The organism is Fictibacillus sp. EA-CB0309 (assembly GCF_055814265.1).
In genome coordinates this window covers 2,221,082-2,241,386 of the sequence record NZ_CP169271.1, presented here as the reverse complement: position 1 = coordinate 2,241,386, position 20,305 = coordinate 2,221,082, and the positions used below count along the sequence as shown (strand labels likewise).

Here is a 20,305-nt window from a genome sequence, read left to right as displayed (position 1 = left end):
TGAAGGGATGATTTTTTTGTCACGTAATCTTGATGAATTAGCAATTAATACGATAAGAACGCTTTCTATTGATAGCATTGAAAAGGCGAATTCAGGCCATCCTGGTATGCCTATGGGTGCTGCTCCGATGGCATATAGCCTTTGGACGAAGTTCATGAACCACAATCCAGCAAATCCTGAATGGTTCAACCGTGACCGTTTTGTTTTATCTGCAGGACACGGGTCTATGCTTTTGTACAGCCTTCTGCATTTAAGTGGTTATGGCTTAACAATTGATGACCTTAAGAATTTTAGACAATGGGGAAGCAAGACTCCAGGGCATCCGGAATTCGGCCACACTGTTGGAGTTGAAGCGACTACAGGACCTCTTGGTCAAGGGATTGCAATGGCTGTTGGTATGGCTATGGCTGAGCGTCACTTAGCTGCAAAATATAACCGTGATGGACATGAAGTAATCGACCACTTTACGTATTCAATTTGTGGTGACGGAGATTTAATGGAAGGTGTTTCTGCTGAAGCTGCTTCTTTAGCGGGTCATCTTGCATTAGGTAGAATGATCGTTCTTTACGATTCAAACGATATTTCGTTAGATGGCGATCTTCATCATTCATTCTCTGAAAGTGTAAAACAAAGATTTGAAGCATATGGATGGCAAGTACTTTATGTGGAAGATGGAACAAATTTAGAAGAGATTGAAAAAGCGTTAGCAGAAGCTCGTGAAGAATTAAACAAACCAACATTGATTGAAGTTAAAACCATTATCGGTCATGGTTCACCAAATAAGTCAGGTAAGTCAGCTTCTCACGGTGCACCACTTGGCAAAGACGAGATTTTATTAACAAAAGAAGCTTACAAGTGGACGTTCGAACAAGATTTCCACGTTCCTGAAGAAGTTAAATCTCACTTTGAGCAGTTAAAAAGTGAAGGACAAACAAAAGAAGAAGAATGGAACAAGCAATTCAAAGCATATGCAGAAGCATATCCTGAATTAGCACAAGAGCTTCAAGAGGCGATCAAAGGGAACTTGCCGGAAAACTGGGATAAAGATCTTCCTGAGTTCGATAAAGCGATCGCAACTCGTTCATCTTCAGGTAAAGCGATTAATGCTCTAGCTAAAAGCGTGCCATCATTATTCGGTGGATCTGCTGACTTAGCTGGCTCCAATAAAACGTTAATTGAAGGAGAAGCGAATTTCAGCCGCAATGACTATAGCGGACGTAACATTTGGTTCGGTGTTCGCGAATTTGCAATGGGAGCAGCACTAAACGGTATGGCACTTCATGGTGGTTTGAATGTATTCGGTGGCACATTCTTCGTGTTCTCTGATTATGTAAGACCAGCTATTCGTTTATCTGCGCTTATGGGACTTCCGGTTACTTACGTTTTAACACACGACAGCGTAATGGTTGGTGAGGATGGTCCTACACATGAACCAGTTGAACAGCTTGCATCACTTAGAGCTATGCCTAACCTTAACTTAATCCGTCCGGCCGATGGATATGAGTCAAATGCAGCTTGGAAAGTAGCATTAGAAAGCAAGGACAAGCCTACAGCTCTAGTGCTTAGCCGTCATGATCTTCCGATTTTAGCTAATACGAAAGAAAAGGCTTATGAAGGAGTTAGGCGAGGCGCATATGTTGTTTCACCAGCAGAAACAGAAGCTGATGTACTCTTACTTTCTGCAGGATCAGAAGTGAGCATTGCAGTTGCAGCACAAGAACTTCTGAAAAAAGAAGGAATTTCAGCTTCTGTCGTTTCTATGCCTTCATGGGAAAGTTTCGACGAGCAGGATAGTCAGTATAAAGAATCTGTTCTTCCAAAGCATGTTACGAAGCGATTAGCGATTGAAATGGGGGCTTCATTAGGCTGGCACAAGTATGTTGGTCTTGATGGTGATACATTAACAATCGACACGTTCGGTGCATCTGCTCCTGGAGAAGTGATTCAGAAAGAATTCGGTTTTACTCCTGAAAATGTTGTAAAACGCGTTAAAGACATGTTAAATCAATAATTACTTGTTCTGAAAAGGAGGTTTTCATTATGAAAATCTTCTTTTCTTTCTGTTTCGACAAAAATAGTTGCTTTTCACTCTCCTTTTTAGACAAGCTTTTTCTTAGCTTTTGTATATACTTTCTAGAAAGCAGTCGGAAAGGAGCTTATTCATGAGGGAGTTTTATATTTATTTAATAACAAAAGAAGTTGCTCATTCCTACTATGGTAAAGAAAATAAAATGTTTCAATTATTCTTTGAAGAACAGCGTTCAACAGGGATCTATAAAACGATTTTACAAAAACAGATCAGTTATATTACTTCATTATTATCAGTGTCTCAATTAGAGGAACACTTTTGGAAAACCTTAAGCGGTACGCACGATTGGAGATTAGAAGGAGAAACCTACTCTTTGTCATGCAAAGATAGTACTGTACGGCTGGAACTGACTGATCAATACATACACCTATACAGCATAGGCAACTTTGAAGCGGAAACCGTTATTTTTGAAGCTTTGCGTCATTACGAATCCTATTTTTTAGCTATGGATTATGGTGAAAGAAAATACGGATGGCTCTCTCCGTTTAAATTGAATATGGTATATGCCACTTAAATCACTTTCAAATCTTGTATGTGATGGTAAACTTGTAGTAAACTAGTTCTAGACAACATGAAGGAGGAAGTTTTAACAATGGGTACTGGTATGATAATCCTTGTGTGTGCACTTTCACTGATTGCAGGTGTTGCGATCGGATTTTTTATTGCCCGCAAGTATATGATGAGTTATTTACAAAAAAATCCACCGATTAATGAAAATATGTTGCGTGTGATGATGATGCAGATGGGTCAAAAGCCTTCTCAAAAGAAAATTAACCAAATGATGCAGGCTATGAACAAGCAAATGAAGTAAGTGTTGTACAAGCACCCTGATAAAGAATCGGGTGCTTGTTTTCGTTCTACTATAGCTAGTTATTGCATCAACTAAAGGATGATGGTCGTGAACAAGTTAGAGACGATTTCCATAGATGAATTAGATTTTAATAAATTTTTGCTTTTTGATGTAAGGTCACCTAAAGAATTTGAAGAATATCATCTTCCGGGCGCAATGAACCTTAGTATATTCACAAATGAAGAAAGAGCAGAAATCGGAACGATATATAAGCAAGAGAGTAAAGAGGACGCGATAGAGCGGGGGCTTGAAGTTGTTGGTCCTAAGCTGCCGGCTCTTTTTCAAAAGATAAAAACAGAAAAGAAGAAAAATCCAGATAAAAAAGTGGTTATCTATTGTGCAAGAGGAGGTTTGCGCTCTAAAAGCATCGCTCAAACGATGAACATGATTGGACTTCCATGTTTGCAGCTTGACGGTGGAATTCGTTCGTATAGAAAGCAGATCGAAGCTTTTTTGAAAGGTTTATAAGCACTCAAAGAAAGATAATCGTCATTGAAGGCTTTACTGGCACGATGAAAACGAAAATTTTAGAACGATTGCAAAGTGAGGGATACCCCGTCATTAACCTAGAAGAAATGGCGGGGCATAAAGGATCAATCTTTGGAAGAATCGGAGAACAGCCTTCTTCACAGAAAAAATTTGAATCAAGTCTTTTTGAACGCCTCAAAGAACTAGAAAGATCACGATCTCTTATCATCGAATCAGAAAGTAAAAGAATAGGAAGAGTGGTTGTTCCGGATTTTCTTCTAGAAGGAAAATACAGTGGTACACGGATTCATGTTGAGATTCCGTTTCACTTAAGAGTTCATTATATTTGTAATGTGTACAAACCCCTACTGCATAAAGATGAGATTGTTGAGGCAGTAAATAAACTATCCAAAAGAATACCATTACCTGTTATGGAGGATTTACAACATAGTCTTCAAAATCAAAATTATGAAAAAGTGGTTTCATTATTGTTAGAAAACTACTACGATCCTAAATACGGATTCGCAGAACAAAAGTATGAGAGTCAATGTGTAAAGATATATGGAGATTCGTTTGAAGATATCTATACAAAAGTAAAAGAACAAATAAAACCGCTAATCGTATAAAGAAGGCCCATTGAAAGGGTCTTTTTTTGTGAAAACTTTTTCCTTTTCGGAATTTTCATATATTGGTAAACTATACTTGTTTTTGATTTGCGTACAAGGGGGAACGGGTGTTGAAAGTTTTTCTGCAGTTAATGTGGTATTTCAAACAGGAGAAGTGGCGTTATTTAGGCGGTATCATTATGCTTGCCTTCGTTTCATTAGGTTTACTAGTACCTCCGAAAGTTGTTGGACTCATTGTCGATCATATTGAGAGAGGGACGATAACGGAAGAGCTATTATGGAAATATGGTGCTCTTCTCATTGGTATCGCAATCGGAATCTATGTCCTTCGCTACATATGGAGAATATTAATCTTTGGTGCAGCAGTAAAACTTGCGATGCTCTAAGAAATCGATTATATGAGCATTTTACAAAGAAATCCCAAGCTTTTTATCATAAACGGCGTGTGGGGGATTTAATGGCTCATTCTACAAATGACCTTCAAGCGATTCAGCAAACAGCTGGGGATGGTGTATTAACATTAGTCGATTCCTTATGATGGGTGGATTTACGTTAATTGCTATGGCTACAACAATCAGCTGGAAACTTACACTTGTAAGTCTGTTGCCTTTACCGATTATGGCGTGGGCAACAAACAAATACGGAACGATGCTTCATAAAAGGTTCCATAGTGCACAAGAAGCTTTTTCTACCTTAAATGATAAAGTGCAAGAGAGTATTTCAGGGACAAGGGTAATCAAAGCATTTGGCCAGGAAAAGGATGATATTAATAGTTTTGAAGATCTTTCAAATGATGCAGTTAAGAAAAATATGGCGGTTGCACGCATCGATTCGTTATTTGATCCAACGATATCACTTATTATCGGTTTCTCATTCTTCTTAGCTGTAAGCTATGGCTCAATTCTTGTCACTCGAAATGAACTAACAATCGGAGAGCTCGTTTCATTCACGAGTTATCTCGGGTTATTAATTTGGCCGATGCTTGCGTTTGGATGGTTGTTTAATATTGTTGAACGAGGAAGAGCTTCATATGACCGAGTTGAATCATTGCTTGCTGTAAAAGAAGAGATCGAGGACTCAGGATCAATAAAATCCAGTCCGCATGGTGACATCTCTTATCAGTTAAAACAGTTCTCTTACGTTGAAAGTTCACCTGTTTTAAAGGATATCACTTTCATGTTGAAACGAGGGCAAACACTTGGGATAGTTGGAAAGACAGGAAGTGGAAAAACTAGCCTTTGTAAATTGTTGTTGCGTGAATATAACTTGAATCCAGGTGATATTTTAATTGATGACCATGACATTAGTGATTACAAATTACATGCATTAAGAGAAGCGATAGGTTATGTTCCTCAAGATCACTTTTTATTTTCGGCTACCATTGCTGAAAATATAGCATTTGCAAAAATTGACTCACCTTTTTCCGAAATTAAAGAAGCTGCAGAACTCGCTTCTATCCACAAAGATATCTCTCAATTTAAATATGGCTATGAAACGTTAGTAGGTGAGAGGGGAGTGACATTGTCAGGTGGCCAGAAACAAAGGATTTCAATAGCGAGGGCTTTAATTAAAAATCCTGAAATATTAATTCTAGATGATTCACTATCTGCGGTTGATGCCAAAACCGAAGAGTCCATCCTTCAGCATTTAAAAGCGAAACGTCAAAATCAGACTACCATCATTACGGCACATCGCCTTTCTTCAATCGCTCATTGTGATTTAATCATTGTTTTGGAAAATGGCACGATCAGCCAAAGAGGAACTCATCACAGCTTAGTTAATGAAGAAGGATGGTACAAAGAAACTTATGAAAGGCAAGCTTTAGAAACGTTGATTTCAGAAGGAGGTGTGATTAAATGAGTGCACCAGAATTAGAGCCCCCTCAAGATGAATTACAGCAGATGAAACAATGGACGGTGTTCAAGAGACTGATGTCGTACACAAGGCCGCATAAAAAGCGGTTAGCAATAGCCTTCTTCTTATTATTGATTGCAACAGCTGCTGAACTAACCGGACCAATCTTAGTTAAAACATTCATCGACGATTATGTAACGCCTCGTAATTATGAACAAAAAGCATTGCTAATACTGGCATCGAGTTATATCGGATTAATCTTGATCTCAGCGGTTGTTAACTATATTCAATTTGTCCTATTTCAATCTGTAGCACTAGACATCATACAAACATTACGGATCCAAGTGTTCTCAAAGGTACACTCATTAGGATTAAAGTTCTTTGACCGCACACCAGTTGGAAGTTTGGTTTCAAGAATTACAAACGACACAGAAGCTGTTAAGGATTTGTATGTTAGTGTGCTTTCCACTTTCGTTCAGAATATCGTTTTCTTATTCGGGATTTTCGGATTCATGTTTTACTTAAATGTGAAACTCGCACTGTTTTGCTTAGGTATTCTGCCGTTCATAGTAGCGATTATGTGGATGTATCGGAAATATAGTTCGAAATCGTTTTACGAGATGAGAGAAAAGCTCAGTCAGTTAAATGCAAAACTGAACGAATCGCTTCAGGGCATGTCGATCGTTCAAGTATTTAACCAAGAGAGACGTCTCAGAAAAGAATTTGCGGCCATTAATAATGAACACAATGACGCCCAGATTCGAAACATCAAATATAACGGATTGTTATTGCGGCCTGCAGTCGATCTCGTATATATGCTCGCGCTGTTGATGATCTTATCTTTCTTTGGTATTAAATCGTTCAATTCGGCAGTAGAGATTGGTGTAATCTATGCTTTCATTAATTATTTAGATCGATTTTTTGAACCCGTTAACATGATGATGATGCGTCTCTCAATTTTTCAGCAAGCCATTGTATCAGCTGGCCGTGTATTTACCATAATGGATGAAAAAGAGTTTGCACCTGTTAAAGAAGGCAATCAAGAGCCTGTTATACAACACGGAAAAATAGAATTTAGAAATGTTACCTTTTCCTATGATGGTGAACAAGAAGTGCTCAAGAATATTTCATTCACAGCACTGCCTGGGCAGACAATCGCTTTAGTCGGCCATACCGGAAGCGGGAAAAGTTCAATCATCAATTTGCTTATGCGTTTTTATGATGTAAAAAAGGGACAAATTCTTATTGATGACGTACCCTTGCGCAATACGAGAATACGGAATTAAGAGAAAAGGTAGGTCTCGTTCTTCAAGATCCATTTTTGTTTGTAGGAGATATCACGCAGAATATAAGAATGTACAATAAAAATATTTCAGATGAAGATGTGATGGCTGCATCTCGATTTGTTCAAGCATCAACATTTATCGAAAAATTGCCTGAAGGCTATCAAACAGAACTAGGAGAGAGAGGAGCGACATTCTCTAGCGGACAAAGACAGCTGATCTCTTTTGCGAGAACAATGGCTTTTTCACCAAAAATCTTAATTTTGGATGAAGCTACAGCAAATATTGATACAGAAACAGAAGAAGAGATTCAGTTAGCTCTTCATAAGATGAGAAGTGGCAGAACGACGATCGCCATCGCTCACAGACTTTCTACGATACAAGATGCTGAGCTCATTTTAGTCCTGCATAAAGGCGAAATCGTAGAACGGGGGACACATCAAGAACTCCTAAGACAGCGTGGACTGTATCACAAGATGTTTTTACTGCAGCACGGCAAAGATTCAATGGATGAAGTAGGCTAAAATGGAGGCAGTTCCTAATTAGAGGGAGCTGCCTTTTTGTGTTTTGTGATGGTGGTATATTTACTAAGCTCTTTTCTAAAAGATTGTTACTACTAATTAATTTGTTTATTCCTTCACTGACAAGTTGATTGTAGTGTAAGGTGCGTGCCTACCACCTGAAAAGCTTCCTCGCAAGGCATGCGACGAGGAAAATCACTGCGGTAGCATTAACTTGTAGACGCAGGAGCAAGGGAACTTACTTGAAGCGGTCAGGTGAGACCCTTAAAGGCGCAAAGCGGCAAGGGGCTCACCGCACGCCCCGCGGAAAGCGAAGCAACCTGGAGCGGAAATCAACTACTTTCAAGAGCAACAGAGTTTGCGAAAACAGCTTTTCTAAAAGATTGTCGCTATTGAGTGATTTTGTTTTGCCTTAATCGAAATATTGGTAGGAGTGCAAGAAAGTTTCCTATTTATTGTCTTTAATTTTTCGAATATATGAACTTATGACATATGTCATTGACTTATTTGCAAATTATCCTATGATAAGATAGCATACACACATACAAACTGAATAAAAAGGATGAGAGTACTTTGAAGAACTATGTATTACCATCAATGCTAATTGGAAGCATGTTACTCCTATCGGCATGTAAGCCCGTTGACTGGGCCGAAAAACAATGGAATGCTGCATTTAACGATGAAACTTCTGAAAAACAAGAAAAAAAGATTTCAAATGAACAATCGAATCCAAAAACGGATGAAAATGAAACAGAACCTAATGAAGAACAACCATCTCCTCAAGCTGAACTACCATGGCTAGAAGAAACGGTAACAGTTTCTGGTGACGGACAAGCAGTTGTTCAGAACCTAGACGATCTTTTAATTGTTGCTAACAAAGAAAGAAATTTACCTGAAGATTATGAGCCTAAAGATCTCGTCACACCTAATGTCCCGTTCCCCTTTAAAGAAGACCTTCCTAAAAAGAAATTAAGAAAAGAAGCAGCTCTTTCACTGGAAGTCTTGTTTAAGGCAGCTGAAGAAAATGGTTTAGAACTTCTTGCACAATCTGGTTACCGCTCTTATGACACTCAAGTGTCAATCTTTGCTTATAATGCTGAGCAAAAAGGAGAAGAAGTAGCAAATAAAACAAGCTCGAAGCCAGGACAAAGCGAGCATCAAACAGGATTATCCATGGACGTTACTTCTCCAGAAGTGAACTATGAACTAGTAGAAGCATTCGGAGCTACAAAAGAAGGTAAATGGCTTGCTGAGAACGCACATAAATATGGATTTATCATTAGATACTTAAAAGGAAAAGAAGATATTACCGGGTATCAGTATGAACCATGGCATTTAAGATATGTAGGTGTAGACCATGCAAAGAAAATTCATGCACAAGGAATTACACTGGAAGAATACTTACAAAAACCATAAGATAATTTAGGCAGCTTTTCATGAAGCTGTCTTTCTTTATGTTTGAACAATTTGGCTATTCCCATTAAGATAGAGAGAGAACTGAAAAAAGGAGCTTCTGCTAAATGAACGATCTTAATATTTGGCTTGCGTTTGGGGCTGGGCTGCTGTCCTTTATATCCCCGTGCTGCTTACCGTTATATCCTGCTTTTTTATCTTACATAACAGGTATATCTGTACAGGAACTAAAAGAAGAAAACGCGATGCTTAGAAAAAGGGCGCTGTTACATACGACATTCTTTTTAATAGGTTTTTCGATAATATTTCTTTTCCTTGGATTATCTACTACAATTATTGGAGATCTTTTTGTAGAATATCAGACGTTGTTAAGACAAATCGGCGCGATTGTTATTATCTTTTTTGGATTAGTCGTAATGGGATTCATAACTCCAACATTTTTGATGAAAGATAAAAAAGTAAGATTTCAATCGCGACCTGCAGGTTATGCTGGTTCTGTATTAATTGGAATTGGGTTTGCAGCAGGATGGACACCGTGTATGGGGCCGATTCTAGCTGGAGTCATTGCACTTGGAGTATCAAATCCAGCAGCTTCATTAACCTATATGGTTGCTTATGTTTTAGGCTTTGCTGTTCCATTTTTTGTTTTAAGCTTCTTTTTGGATAAACTAAAGTCAATCAAAAAATTTAATCGTCAGTTTATGGTGGTAGGGGTACCTAATGGTAGTTATGGGAATCTTACTTTACTTTGACTGGATGACTCAACTAACATCATTTTTAACCAATCGAGTTTTCGGTGGATTTAAAGGTTTTTAAGATTACTTATGAAAGGGATTTACATCATGCATTCACGTTCTAACGACCTTATCTTAAAAACAACTACTAATATCATTGTTTTTGTTATTTTAGCTTTTTCGGTAAACATGTTATTTTCAGGCCATAATGCACCTGGTGGAGGTTTTATAGGAGGATTGATGGGAGCAGGAGCATTTCTTCTTCTATATGTTTCCTACGGATTACAACCTGTACATAGAATATTGCCAATAAATTTTACGTACATGATAGCAGCCGGCTTATTGATCGCCATACTCACCGGTGCTGGATCGTTTGTTTTAGGCGTTCCGTTTTTAAGTCACAGTTTTGGCTATTTTCAACTCCCTTTATTAGGGAAGACCGAGCTTGCTACAGCGATGCTTTTTGACTTAGGTGTATATTTGACAGTAATCGGGGTTACGATGACCATTATCCTCTCTATTGCAGAAGATAAGATTGAGAAAGAAGTAGAGGAAGGGAACTAATCGTGTTTTTTATTGCGAGTACTTGCTTTGCCATTATTATGGCTGTAATTGTTTTTAATTTTCGTATGAGAGAAACAAGAGAACCTGTAACAGAAAAGAGGATCATTATACCTCCTTTAGCTATGAGTACTGGATTCCTCCAGTTCGTAATACCTGCTTTTCACATCACATGGGTCGAAGCGGGGGAGGCCTTTCTAGTCGGTCTCATGTTTTCAATCTTCCTCATCATGACAAGCAAATTCGAAATAAAAGGTGATCATGTATACTTGGTACGATCAAAAGCTTTTATTTTTATCATTATCGGATTGTTTGCCATTCGTTTAGCATTGAAGTGGTATATCGGCTCGACGATATCCATCTTTGAAACAAGTTCGCTATTCTTTATCGTTGCTTTTGGTATGATACTACCTTGGAGGGTAGCTATGCTGTTTTTGTTCAAGAAAAAGAAAAACGAAATCGCATTATAAGTTCTCTTTAAAAGGAAACCCCTGAATCCATCGATTCAGGGGTTCTTTATGCGAGCAATGATTGATAAGGCTCGATATCAATATTCTTCTTCTTTAACGTCTTAATCAGCCACTTGTGATCCCGTTTTGGGGTCGCGATAATATAACCTCGTATGATTAAGTCCTGGGACATTGAACTTGCATTTTCTTTTAATGCTAATTCTCCAATCTTTCCAGCAATCTTTTCTTTTGCCACATCGCGAAAAAGTTCAGGTACCGGAGCAACAAGTTCATTTAATAGCTTCTTTTGATCTTCATTCCATAAATGAATGGTTTGATTAATATAATGTTCCTGCCAATCTAAGATCGATTTTCCATCTTCTTTCGGAAGACGTTTCAAAAATTTACGAAACATAAAATATCCACCGATTGCAAACATCGTGAATAAGAAAACGGACCATAGCACGATAAAAGTGATGAACCATCCAGACAATGCGTCCACCTCGTATGTATAAATTTTTTGGCGGGACCATGTGGGAATCGAACCCACCGGAGACGGCACGCGCCTCCCAAAAGGTTTTGAAGACCTAGGCAAGCACCAGCTACACATCTGGCCCCAAATAAATCTCTAGCTCGCTCTTGCATTATACATGATTTCATCCTAATTGGACAAGACTTGAGACTTAAGTGATACGATAGGGGAGGAGATTATTGTCGAACGGTGGCGGCGGAACACTGATACAGACGCTTTTGTCTGCTATAACAGACCCTCGACTATAACAGGTGTTTTTGAAGACTATAACAGTTACACCTGTGGACAAGTGTGGATAACTTGTTCTGTGGATAACCTGTGGGTATACACGCGTGAATAAATATGCATTCGTGTATGAGGGGTTGGGAAATAATTTTAATAAGTCTTTAATAAACAATACAAACACATGTGAAAATGCATTATCCTTGTTTTTTACATGTGCATTTCATAGAGTGTAAAAGAGTATGTACATATAGGTGGTTAAATTTATGACAGTGAAGCATTATACAATCGGTATGGCAGGTCATATCGATCACGGAAAAACAACACTTACAAAAGCTTTGAGTGGGGTTGATACAGATACGCTCAAAGAAGAAAAAGAACGTAAAATTACCATTGAGCCAGGTTTTGCGCCTTTTCCATTAACTGATGAAATACATACCTCCATCGTTGATGTCCCAGGTCATGAAAAGTTTATTCGTCAAATGATTGCTGGGGTCGCCGGAATCGATCTCGTTCTTCTCGTAATCGCTGCGGATGAAGGAGTTATGCCGCAAACACGTGAACATTTTGAAATCCTTTCTTATTTAGGTATTGAAAAAGGTGTTATTGTTGTAACGAAGTCAGATCTGATTGACGAAGAGATGAGACTGCTAGTTGAAGAGGATGTTGCAGAGCTTACAAAATCATCTGTATTTGAAGCGTTTCCAGTTCATTTTGTAGATAGCATCTCTTTGAATGGAATGGAAGGGCTAAAAATAGAGATTGCGCAACTTCTGCAAGATGCCCAAATGAAATCTTCACACGGACCGTTTCGTATGCCTATCGATCACATTTTTACTGTGAAAGGACAGGGAACCGTAGTCCGTGGAACGGTTTACGAAGGAGAAGTACAGGAGGGTGATGATTTAGTCATAGAACCTGGAAATGATAAAGTGAAAATACGAAAACTTCAAGTGCATAAAGAAGAGGTGAAATCTGCAAAAGCAGGACAACGAGCGGCTCTTAATCTCTCAGGTGGATCCAGATCAGATTGGAAGAGAGGGCATGTATTATTATCACCTAATGTATTTTCGACAACGGATACGATAGATATTGTGCTGTCAACGGGTAAGAGCTGGGACGGAAAAATAAAGCAGCGATCACCTGTTAAGTTCTACACAGGAACATCTGAAGTTATGGGTAAACTCGTCTTTTTTGATCGAAATGAACTTGAAAACAACTCCGATCATATTTTTTGCCAAGTTAGATTAGAACAAGAAATTGTAACGAAACGTGGCGACAGGTACATCATAAGGCGTCCATCACCAGAGGAAACGATCGGAGGCGGAGAAGTCATCGACCCGAACGGTTCAGTTTATAAATTTGGTACAAAGACGATTGAACTTTTAAAAAGTAAATATGAAGGGACTCCTCAAGAGAGAGTTATTCAAATACTGGAAAAAGAAGGCTCGTTAACGGACATAGATTTAAAGAAACTTACAGGAATGGAAGAGCAAAGTCTTAATGAAGCAACAAATCAACTTTTGGACCTTAATTCTATAAGTCAAATACAAGGGCTTTACGTTACGACCTTCACTCTTCAGAATATGCAGTCTGACTTAATCAATAGACTTCAAGACTTCCATCAAGAAAATCCTTTGCGCCAAGGAATTCCTAAGGCAGAGGTTGTTCAATTTTTACAAGGAAAACTCCACTCAAAAGTGGTTAATGGCCTTGTTGAGAAATGGATTGAGCGTTCCATTATTTCTTTAACCGAACAGTTTGTTCACTTGTCAGATTTCAGGCCAAATTTCCCTCAAAAATGGTCAAAGAGAATGGCACAAGTACTCCAACGTTTAGAGGAAATGAAGCTTGAGCCTGATGATCTTCTATCGTTATTCAAAAATCAACAACTACCAGAAGAACTGTATAACGATTTTAAATACCATTTAATTAAAACGAATCGAGCAGTGATTATTTTTGACGAGGTACTACTGAGTAAATATGCTTTTGACTCAGCAGTTGAACATTTACGAAGCAACACGAATAGGAGTTTCACTGTTCAAGAAGCAAAAGCGGTTCTTGATACATCAAGGAAATTTCTAATTCCAATTTTGGAATGCATGGATGCTTATGGTTATACTATAAGAGATTCAAATGTAAGGAAATGGGTGTAACACTTGAGAGATTCTGTCATGCGCATACTGTTCTTCACACCGTATTATTACCAAAATCGAGGCAATGCCACTACCGCAAGACGAATAGAACATGGATTATCTCGAGAAGTTGGGATGAATATTTTTGCATATGAAGAGATGTCTTTTGATTCTCTTGTAAAAGAGAGAATGGAGAATGCTGATGTTTTCCACATTCTTCATTTCGCTCGATTTGTTCAGTGGGCTGAGAAATATCAAGTGAAATTGGACAAGCCTTATATCGTAACGTCAGGAGGTACCGATTTAAATCATTCTCTGATAGAAGATGAACAAAGATATCTTCCACTGTTAAAGAAGGCAAAAGCAATTACAGTTTTCACACAAGATGCCAAATGGATGCTTGTAAATAACTATGGCTTAAATGAGGATGTTGTTTATGTAATACCACAGAGTGTTTACTTGCCATTTCATAAAAGTATTAACCAACCGCTTCCTTTACCAATCGGAACACCAAAACTATTATTGCCTGCAGGGCTTAGGCCAGTAAAAGATGTATTATACGCACTCGAGAGCATTTTAAAGTTAAAGACAGATTTTCCGGAAATTACACTTCTAATTGCAGGGGCAAATTTAGATCATGATGTTTTTACCCAAGTACAAGAAGCTGTAAAAAAGTATGAGTGGCTGCATTATATGCCTGAAATAGAGTTATCTCGAATGAATGAACTTTATGAATGGACAGATCTTGTTTTAAACACATCCATCTCGGAAGGTCAGTCTACCTCGCTGCTAGAAGCGATGAGTCTTCATAAACCAGTAATTGCCCGGATAAACACTGGAAACTGCAGCATCATTCGTCATAATGAAAACGGAATGCTCTTTCAAGATCATGACGAGTTATATCAATCTTTGAAAAAAGTGTTATCCGACGAAAAATTTTATGAATATCTTTGTGATAACGGGTATCAAACGATAAATGAGAACCACACTATTGAAACAGAAGTAGTTTCATACTTGAACTTGTACAAAAAATAAAGGAGAGAATAAAATGAAAAAGTTAGGCTTACTATTCATCGCACTTATCTTGATCCTTTCAGCATGCGGAACGAAGAAAGAGGATACAAAAAATAATGAAGCAAATAAAAATGATGTGTTTACGATTGGAGTTATCCCGGCTCAAACGGAAGGTGAGATGAAAGGTGCACTTGATAAACTTCAAAGTTTACTTAGTAAAAAAATGGACAGAGAAGTTAAAATTACATCGTATCCAGATTACAATGGTGTAGTTGAGGCGATGAACTACGATAAGATCGATATGGCGTACTTTGGTCCACTTACATATGTTGTGGCACATGAGGAGAGCGGTGCAAAAGCGATCGTCACTCAGTTGATTAAAGGGGAACCGTTTTATTATTCTTATCTAATCACACATAAAGACAGCAAATATGAAAGTATTGACGATATGATTTCTGATGTAAAAAATGTTAAGTTTGCTTTTGGTGATCCATCATCAACTTCAGGTTCTTTAATACCAAGCATTAAATTAAAAGATGAAGGCGTTTATAAGAGTGAATCAGAAAACGATTTTAATAACGTAAGATTTACAGGTTCACATGATGCTACTGCACTTGCCGTGCAGAATAAACAAGTAGACGTTGGAGCAATTGATAGCGCAATTTATGACAAACTGGTTGAAGAAGGTTCTATAGACGGTGATCAGTTTAAAATAATCTGGAAGTCTGAGAAGCTGTTTCAGTATCCCTGGGCAGTTTCGAAAAAGACAGATTCAGAAACAATGAAAGAGCTACAGGATATCTTTTTAGATATAAAAGATAAAGAAATTTTGGATGCGTTTGGAGCAACAGGATTTACAAAAGCGGATAATAAAGATTACGAGAGTATCCGAAACGCTGCTATTAAAGAAGGTACGATTAAAGAATAGAGGGGAATAATGGTTTGGTTTAAGAGGAGCCAATTTTTTGTATTATTGTGCTTGATTGTGGTTGTTGGATTAAGCATGAGAATAACAGAGTTTGATCTATCAAAGTTTAAAGACTTTCAAAATATGAGTGACTTTCTTTCAAAATGGTTTCCGATGAACACGGAAAGTCTTCCGTATTTGTTTCAAGAGAGTATATTAACGATCGCAATCGCATTTTTGGGGAGCTTGTTTGGTTTAATCATTGGACTTCCATTAAGTTTTTTGGCAGCACGAAATACGAGTAATAATCGTATCGTTTATGCCGTTACCCGGTTTTTTCTGAGCTTTATGAGGTCGGTTCCGGAATTTGTTTTTGGTTTAATCCTTTTAACGACATTAGGTCTTGGTCCTTTTCCAGCGGTAATCGCTATCGTGCTTCATAATATTGGAGTATTAGGAAAGCTCATTTCAGAACTCATTGAAGCGGCTGATAAAGGCCCTATGGAAGCCATGCGAGCAGTAGGTGCAAAGAGGTGGATCGGAAACTTGTTTGCTATTTTGCCTCAAATATGGCCGAATGTCCTTTCTCAATTCTTTTATCGTTTTGAAGTAGCAATTCGAACTTCGCTTATTTTAGGGCTGATCGGTGGCGGCGGAATCGGACAGCAGTTGTTTATCCATTTTAAAACGTTTCAGTATCAGCTTGTGTCTGTAGACGTTCTGCTTATTATGATTATGGTTATCTTGGTAGATTATATTGGCGGGAAAATACGGGAAAAGGTTATTTAGGTGATATAATGATTGAATTTGAAAATGTTACTGTGTTATATCCTGGTACAACTGAACCTGCATTACAAGATGTGAATGTTTCTTTTCAAAGAGGAGAATTCGTTTGTGTTTTAGGAAAAAGCGGTGCAGGAAAATCAACCTTTATCCGCTGTATTAACGGTCTTCAACCGGTTTCAAAAGGCAGCATAAAATGGGAAGATAAATCGTTAGCAGAGATGACAAACAAAGAAAATTTAGAAGTACGCCGCAAAACAGGAATGATCTTTCAGCATTTTAACTTAATCCCTAGAATGAGTGTCGTTCAAAACATTTTAACGGGTTTGTTCGGTTATAAAAATCTTACGAAAATCTGATTGGTCTATTCAACTCCACTGAGAGACAGTATGCTTTGGAGGCAATTCAACAAGTTGAACTTACGGTTGAACCAACAAGAAGGGTAGAAAAACTTAGCGGAGGCCAAAAGCAAAGAGTTGCGATTGCCAGAGCACTTGTTCAAAACCCAAAAGTCTTCTTAGGAGATGAACCTGTAGCAAGCCTGGACCCAGGTACTGCGGAGAGAATCTTTCATCTATTAAAGGAAACGCACGTTAAGCGGAACCTAGTCTCGATTATTAATGTTCATGACGTTATTCTCGCTAAAAAATTTGCAACAAGAATTATTGCACTTAAAAATGGAAAGCTTGTTTTTGACGGGATGCCTGAAAAGTTCGATGATAAAATGTATGCAGAAATTTATAATTATTAAGGAAGTCTTTTAAAAATAGTCTAATAAAAAACTCCGGACAAGTTCCGGAGTTTTTTTATTTAGCTACGATTGGTTTTTCAGTTAACACGGAAACACGCCCAACGATGCATGCATCTTTGTTTCCTTTAGACCGAAGTCTATTTACATATTCAGCCGCTTCAACTTCAGAAAGGCTGACTAACAAACCACCGGAAGTTACAGCATCACACAAAATCAATTGCTGCCATTCTTCAAGATTTCCACTATAAATTACATCATCTTGAATCCAACGATGATTCGCCTTTGAGCCGCCTGGTACAATTCCAGCTTGTGCGAGTTCATTCGTTCCGAGAAGGAGTGGTACGGATTCAAAATCAATTGTAATGGTAATACCGCCAGTTCCTTTAGCCATTTCAGCAGCGTGGCCAAGGAGGCCAAATCCTGTTACATCTGTAACCGCATTTGGAGAGAGTCCCTCTAAACATTCTGCAGCTGTTTTATTTAATGCAGCCATTGTCTCGCTAACAAGCTCAACCTGCTCATCAGAAAGTCTGTCATTTTTAATGGCGGTCGTTTGTATTCCGACACCGATTGGTTTTGTTAACACAAGGACATCACCCGGTTTAGCACCGACATTCTTAAACACCTTTGATGGGTGTACAAGCCCTGTTACCGATAATCCAAACTTCGGCTCAGAATCATCGATTGAATGGCCGCCTACAAGTACGGCACCTGATTCTTTTACTTTATCAGCCGCACCTTTAAGAATCTCAGCGAGCACATCGTGTCCAAGCGTCTTAATCGGGAAACCAACAATGTTCATAACGGTAGTGGGTCTTCCTCCCATCGCGTATACGTCACTTAGTGAATTAGCAGCTGCAATCTGCCCAAACATATATGGATCATCTACGATAGGTGTGAAGAAATCGACTGTTTGGATCATGGCTAGATCCTCTGTTAATTTGTAAACCCCTGCATCATCCGAGGTATCTAGTCCTACTAAAAGGTTTGGATCATATTCACGTTCTGGTAAATGACGCAAAACTTGCGCCAGGTCTTCTGGACCGATTTTACAGCCTCAACCACCTTTTGATGAAAGGTGGGTAAGACGCAATTTATCTCGATTTGTCATTGATCGAAACACCTCCATTATTAAGTATAAACATTTTTTTGTTAAATGCCTAAGGATATACTAAAATAGTCTTAAAAAAGGAGGATGAATGATGAAGGTAAGTATTGAATTCTGCATGATGTGAAACTTTGCACCAAAAGCCGCGAGTCTCGCGGAAGACCTTTTAACCATTTTCGCACTCGTATCTCTTCTCTTGAACTGATACCAAGTTCTGGCGGAGTTTTTGAGGTGTCTGTAAATGGGAATAAAATTTATTCGAAAAAAGAAACCGGAGAATTTCCGGACCATGATTTAATCATTGAAGAGTTAGAGAAATTAAAGGCTTAAACGAAGTGATCCTCCTTATGGGATTGTCTTTTAGCCTTAAGGAGGAGCTTCACCTTGTCAAAAACAGATCTGTTAAGACAGCTGCCTGCTGTTCATGAAGTTGTTAAAGATATCAGTCTTGAAGTGAGTGACAAACCAGAAAAAGAAATAACACGTGCTGTTCAGGATGCCATCAAACAATGGCGAAGAAGTATTCTTTCTGAACAACATGACATTGACTTGAAAGCTGATATTCAAGAACTTATAAAGAATTCGGCTAGGAAAAATTTAAGTAAACCCACAGACCAAATTCGATCCATTATTAATGCTAGCGGAATTGTTATTCATACAAATCTGGGGCGTTCCAGACTTAGTGATAAAAGTGTACAGCGTATGTCAGAGACAGCTCAAATGTATTCAAACTTAGAATACAACCTTGAAAAAGGAAAACGCGGATCACGGCATGACCTTACTGAAAATCTAATTAAACGAGTAACTGGAGCAGAAGCAGCTATGGTCGTTAATAACAATGCAGCGGCTGTTTATCTTATACTTAAGGCACTAGCAAAAAACAAAGAAGTGATCGTTTCAAGAGGAGAACTCGTTGAAATTGGGGGCTCATTTCGGGTTTCTTCTATAATGGAAGAAAGTGGTGCAATCTTACGGGAAGTTGGAACAACAAACAAGACCCATTATTTTGATTACGAAAGAGCATTATCAGAGCAAACGGGTATGATCATGAAAGTGCATACGAGTAATTTTAAAGTAATAGGATTTACAAAAGAAGTTCACTCTATTGAGCTATTGGAGTTAAAACAAAAAAATTCTGAACTCATCATTTATGAGGACTTAGGCAGCGGTGCTCTTTTCCCATTCCATTCTCACGGAATTGGTGATGAACCTTTAGTTTCCTCTGTTATTGGTTCAGGCATCGATGTGGTTTCGTTTAGTGGGGATAAATTATTAGGCGGACCGCAAGCCGGAATTATTGCTGGTAAAAAAGAAATTATCGATATACTCAAAAAACATCAGCTTGCAAGGGTTTTACGAGTTGATAAATTTACGATTGCTGCATTAAACGAAACCTTAAATGCCTACTTAAACGGTGAACACATGACAATACCCACAGTAAGGGATATTTTGAAAACATCCGAAGAAATAAAAGAAAAGGTGATGGAGTTAATGGGCAAGATTGAAAATCATCCGTCACTCTCAGTTAACATGGTAGAAGAGTATTCTCAAGTAGGTGGGGGTACGATGCCTGAAGTGAAGCTGCCTACTTATTGTCTTGGACTGACACATGCAAAAGGCGCTGAATATTTGGTAAAGACTTTTCGTGATTTTCAAACACCAATTATTGTACGAATCAAAGAGGAAGAAGTGCTTCTTGATTTAAGGACGGTTACTGAAGAAGAAACGTTAACAATACTGCATGCCATTCAATCTATTCAATAATTAAAAGGGGACTGACACATTTTGTGCAGTCCCTTTTTTAAGAAAGGCTCGTTTTTTTTATAGGATTGTTGCTTTTTTGTCTTCTTTGAACAGTTAGTTGTAGTGGAAGGTGCGTGCTACCACATGAGAAGCTTCTTGCAATGCATGCGACGAGGAAAATTATTTCGTTAGCATTAACATCTAGACGCAGGAGCAAGGATACTTCATTGAGGTGGGCAGGTGAGACACTTAAAAGTGAAAC

At 38.3% G+C, this 20,305-nt stretch carries 18 protein-coding genes, 1 tRNA gene and 3 pseudogenes; 19 read left to right on the top strand and 3 right to left on the bottom strand.

Features of this window, described 5'->3' with window-relative positions; genetic code table 11:
- Nucleotides 1-7 precede the first annotated feature (7 nt).
- The 11 genes and pseudogenes from tkt to ACEWFH_RS12405 all read left to right on the top strand — a co-directional run bounded on the left by tkt (nt 8) and on the right by ACEWFH_RS12405 (nt 10,869).
- A complete protein-coding gene (gene tkt, locus ACEWFH_RS12455; RefSeq protein WP_473724299.1) occupies nt 8-2,011 on the top strand; it encodes a transketolase in 2,004 nt (667 codons plus the stop codon).
- A gap of 151 nt (nt 2,012-2,162) precedes the next feature.
- On the top strand, nt 2,163-2,603 hold the full coding sequence (sirA, locus tag ACEWFH_RS12450) for a sporulation inhibitor of replication protein SirA (RefSeq protein WP_473724298.1): 441 nt from the start codon (nt 2,163-2,165) through the stop codon (nt 2,601-2,603).
- A gap of 78 nt (nt 2,604-2,681) precedes the next feature.
- Nucleotides 2,682-2,900 (top strand): YneF family protein, encoded by a 219-nt coding sequence (locus ACEWFH_RS12445; RefSeq protein WP_066241071.1) that lies wholly within the window; start codon nt 2,682-2,684, stop codon nt 2,898-2,900.
- 87 nt (nt 2,901-2,987) lie between these two features.
- Nucleotides 2,988-3,407, top strand: coding sequence for a rhodanese-like domain-containing protein (locus ACEWFH_RS12440; RefSeq protein WP_473724297.1), 420 nt, complete (start codon nt 2,988-2,990; stop codon nt 3,405-3,407).
- Nucleotides 3,404-4,033: a tRNA 2-selenouridine(34) synthase MnmH gene (locus tag ACEWFH_RS12435; protein WP_473727294.1), complete on the top strand. Its 630-nt coding sequence runs from the start codon at nt 3,404-3,406 to the stop codon at nt 4,031-4,033. Before ACEWFH_RS12440 ends, ACEWFH_RS12435 begins: the two co-directional genes overlap by 4 nt.
- 110 nt (nt 4,034-4,143) lie before the next feature.
- Nucleotides 4,144-5,893 (top strand): annotated as a pseudogene (locus ACEWFH_RS12430) (ABC transporter transmembrane domain-containing protein).
- Nucleotides 5,890-7,694, top strand: a pseudogene (locus tag ACEWFH_RS12425) (ABC transporter ATP-binding protein). Before ACEWFH_RS12430 ends, ACEWFH_RS12425 begins: the two co-directional pseudogenes overlap by 4 nt.
- A 570-nt stretch (nt 7,695-8,264) precedes the next feature.
- Nucleotides 8,265-9,107, top strand: coding sequence for a M15 family metallopeptidase (locus ACEWFH_RS12420; protein WP_473724296.1), 843 nt, complete (start codon nt 8,265-8,267; stop codon nt 9,105-9,107).
- Nucleotides 9,108-9,211: 104 nt separating this feature from the next.
- Nucleotides 9,212-9,920: pseudogene (locus ACEWFH_RS12415) on the top strand (cytochrome c biogenesis CcdA family protein).
- A 23-nt stretch (nt 9,921-9,943) separates the two neighbouring features.
- The gene (locus ACEWFH_RS12410; RefSeq protein WP_473727293.1) at nt 9,944-10,402 is read left to right on the top strand and encodes a Na(+)/H(+) antiporter subunit B; all 459 of its coding nucleotides are present in this window, start codon (nt 9,944-9,946) and stop codon (nt 10,400-10,402) included.
- 2 nt (nt 10,403-10,404) lie between these two features.
- Nucleotides 10,405-10,869: a CcdC family protein gene (locus ACEWFH_RS12405; protein ID WP_473724295.1), complete on the top strand. Its 465-nt coding sequence runs from the start codon at nt 10,405-10,407 to the stop codon at nt 10,867-10,869.
- Between the two features lie 46 nt (nt 10,870-10,915).
- On the opposite strand, the gene ACEWFH_RS12400 is transcribed toward ACEWFH_RS12405, so the two are convergent.
- Nucleotides 10,916-11,341, bottom strand: coding sequence for a DUF2621 domain-containing protein (locus ACEWFH_RS12400; RefSeq protein WP_473724294.1), 426 nt, complete (start codon nt 11,339-11,341; stop codon nt 10,916-10,918).
- Nucleotides 11,342-11,369: 28 nt separating this feature from the next.
- Nucleotides 11,370-11,466, bottom strand: a tRNA-Sec gene (locus tag ACEWFH_RS12395).
- 402 nt (nt 11,467-11,868) lie between these two features.
- Between ACEWFH_RS12395 and selB the strand changes: the two genes are divergently transcribed.
- From selB to ACEWFH_RS12365, 6 genes are read left to right on the top strand one after another with little or no spacing between them, the layout of a single operon-like run.
- Nucleotides 11,869-13,758: a selenocysteine-specific translation elongation factor gene (gene selB / locus ACEWFH_RS12390; protein WP_473724293.1), complete on the top strand. Its 1,890-nt coding sequence runs from the start codon at nt 11,869-11,871 to the stop codon at nt 13,756-13,758.
- Between the two features lie 18 nt (nt 13,759-13,776).
- Nucleotides 13,777-14,772 (top strand): glycosyltransferase, encoded by a 996-nt coding sequence (locus tag ACEWFH_RS12385; protein ID WP_473724292.1) that lies wholly within the window; start codon nt 13,777-13,779, stop codon nt 14,770-14,772.
- A 13-nt stretch (nt 14,773-14,785) separates the two neighbouring features.
- Nucleotides 14,786-15,679, top strand: coding sequence for a phosphate/phosphite/phosphonate ABC transporter substrate-binding protein (phnD, locus tag ACEWFH_RS12380; protein ID WP_473724291.1), 894 nt, complete (start codon nt 14,786-14,788; stop codon nt 15,677-15,679).
- A 9-nt stretch (nt 15,680-15,688) separates the two neighbouring features.
- Nucleotides 15,689-16,447: a phosphonate ABC transporter, permease protein PhnE gene (gene phnE, locus ACEWFH_RS12375; RefSeq protein WP_473724290.1), complete on the top strand. Its 759-nt coding sequence runs from the start codon at nt 15,689-15,691 to the stop codon at nt 16,445-16,447.
- A gap of 8 nt (nt 16,448-16,455) precedes the next feature.
- Nucleotides 16,456-16,800 carry an ATP-binding cassette domain-containing protein gene (locus tag ACEWFH_RS12370; RefSeq protein ID WP_473724289.1) on the top strand — a complete coding sequence of 115 codons (345 nt, stop codon included), beginning with the start codon at nt 16,456-16,458 and terminating at the stop codon, nt 16,798-16,800.
- 35 nt (nt 16,801-16,835) lie between these two features.
- A complete protein-coding gene (locus ACEWFH_RS12365; RefSeq protein ID WP_473724288.1) occupies nt 16,836-17,192 on the top strand; it encodes an ATP-binding cassette domain-containing protein in 357 nt (118 codons plus the stop codon).
- A 55-nt stretch (nt 17,193-17,247) separates the two neighbouring features.
- On the opposite strand, the gene selD is transcribed toward ACEWFH_RS12365, so the two are convergent.
- Nucleotides 17,248-18,303 (bottom strand): selenide, water dikinase SelD, encoded by a 1,056-nt coding sequence (gene selD, locus ACEWFH_RS12360; RefSeq protein WP_473724287.1) that lies wholly within the window; start codon nt 18,301-18,303, stop codon nt 17,248-17,250.
- A gap of 120 nt (nt 18,304-18,423) precedes the next feature.
- Between selD and ACEWFH_RS12355 the strand changes: the two genes are divergently transcribed.
- Both ACEWFH_RS12355 and selA read left to right on the top strand, forming a co-directional pair.
- Nucleotides 18,424-18,630, top strand: a complete 207-nt coding sequence (locus tag ACEWFH_RS12355; RefSeq protein ID WP_473724286.1) for an Rdx family protein — start codon at nt 18,424-18,426, stop codon at nt 18,628-18,630.
- Between the two features lie 54 nt (nt 18,631-18,684).
- Nucleotides 18,685-20,064, top strand: coding sequence for an L-seryl-tRNA(Sec) selenium transferase (gene selA, locus ACEWFH_RS12350; protein ID WP_473724285.1), 1,380 nt, complete (start codon nt 18,685-18,687; stop codon nt 20,062-20,064).
- Nucleotides 20,065-20,305 lie beyond the last annotated feature (241 nt).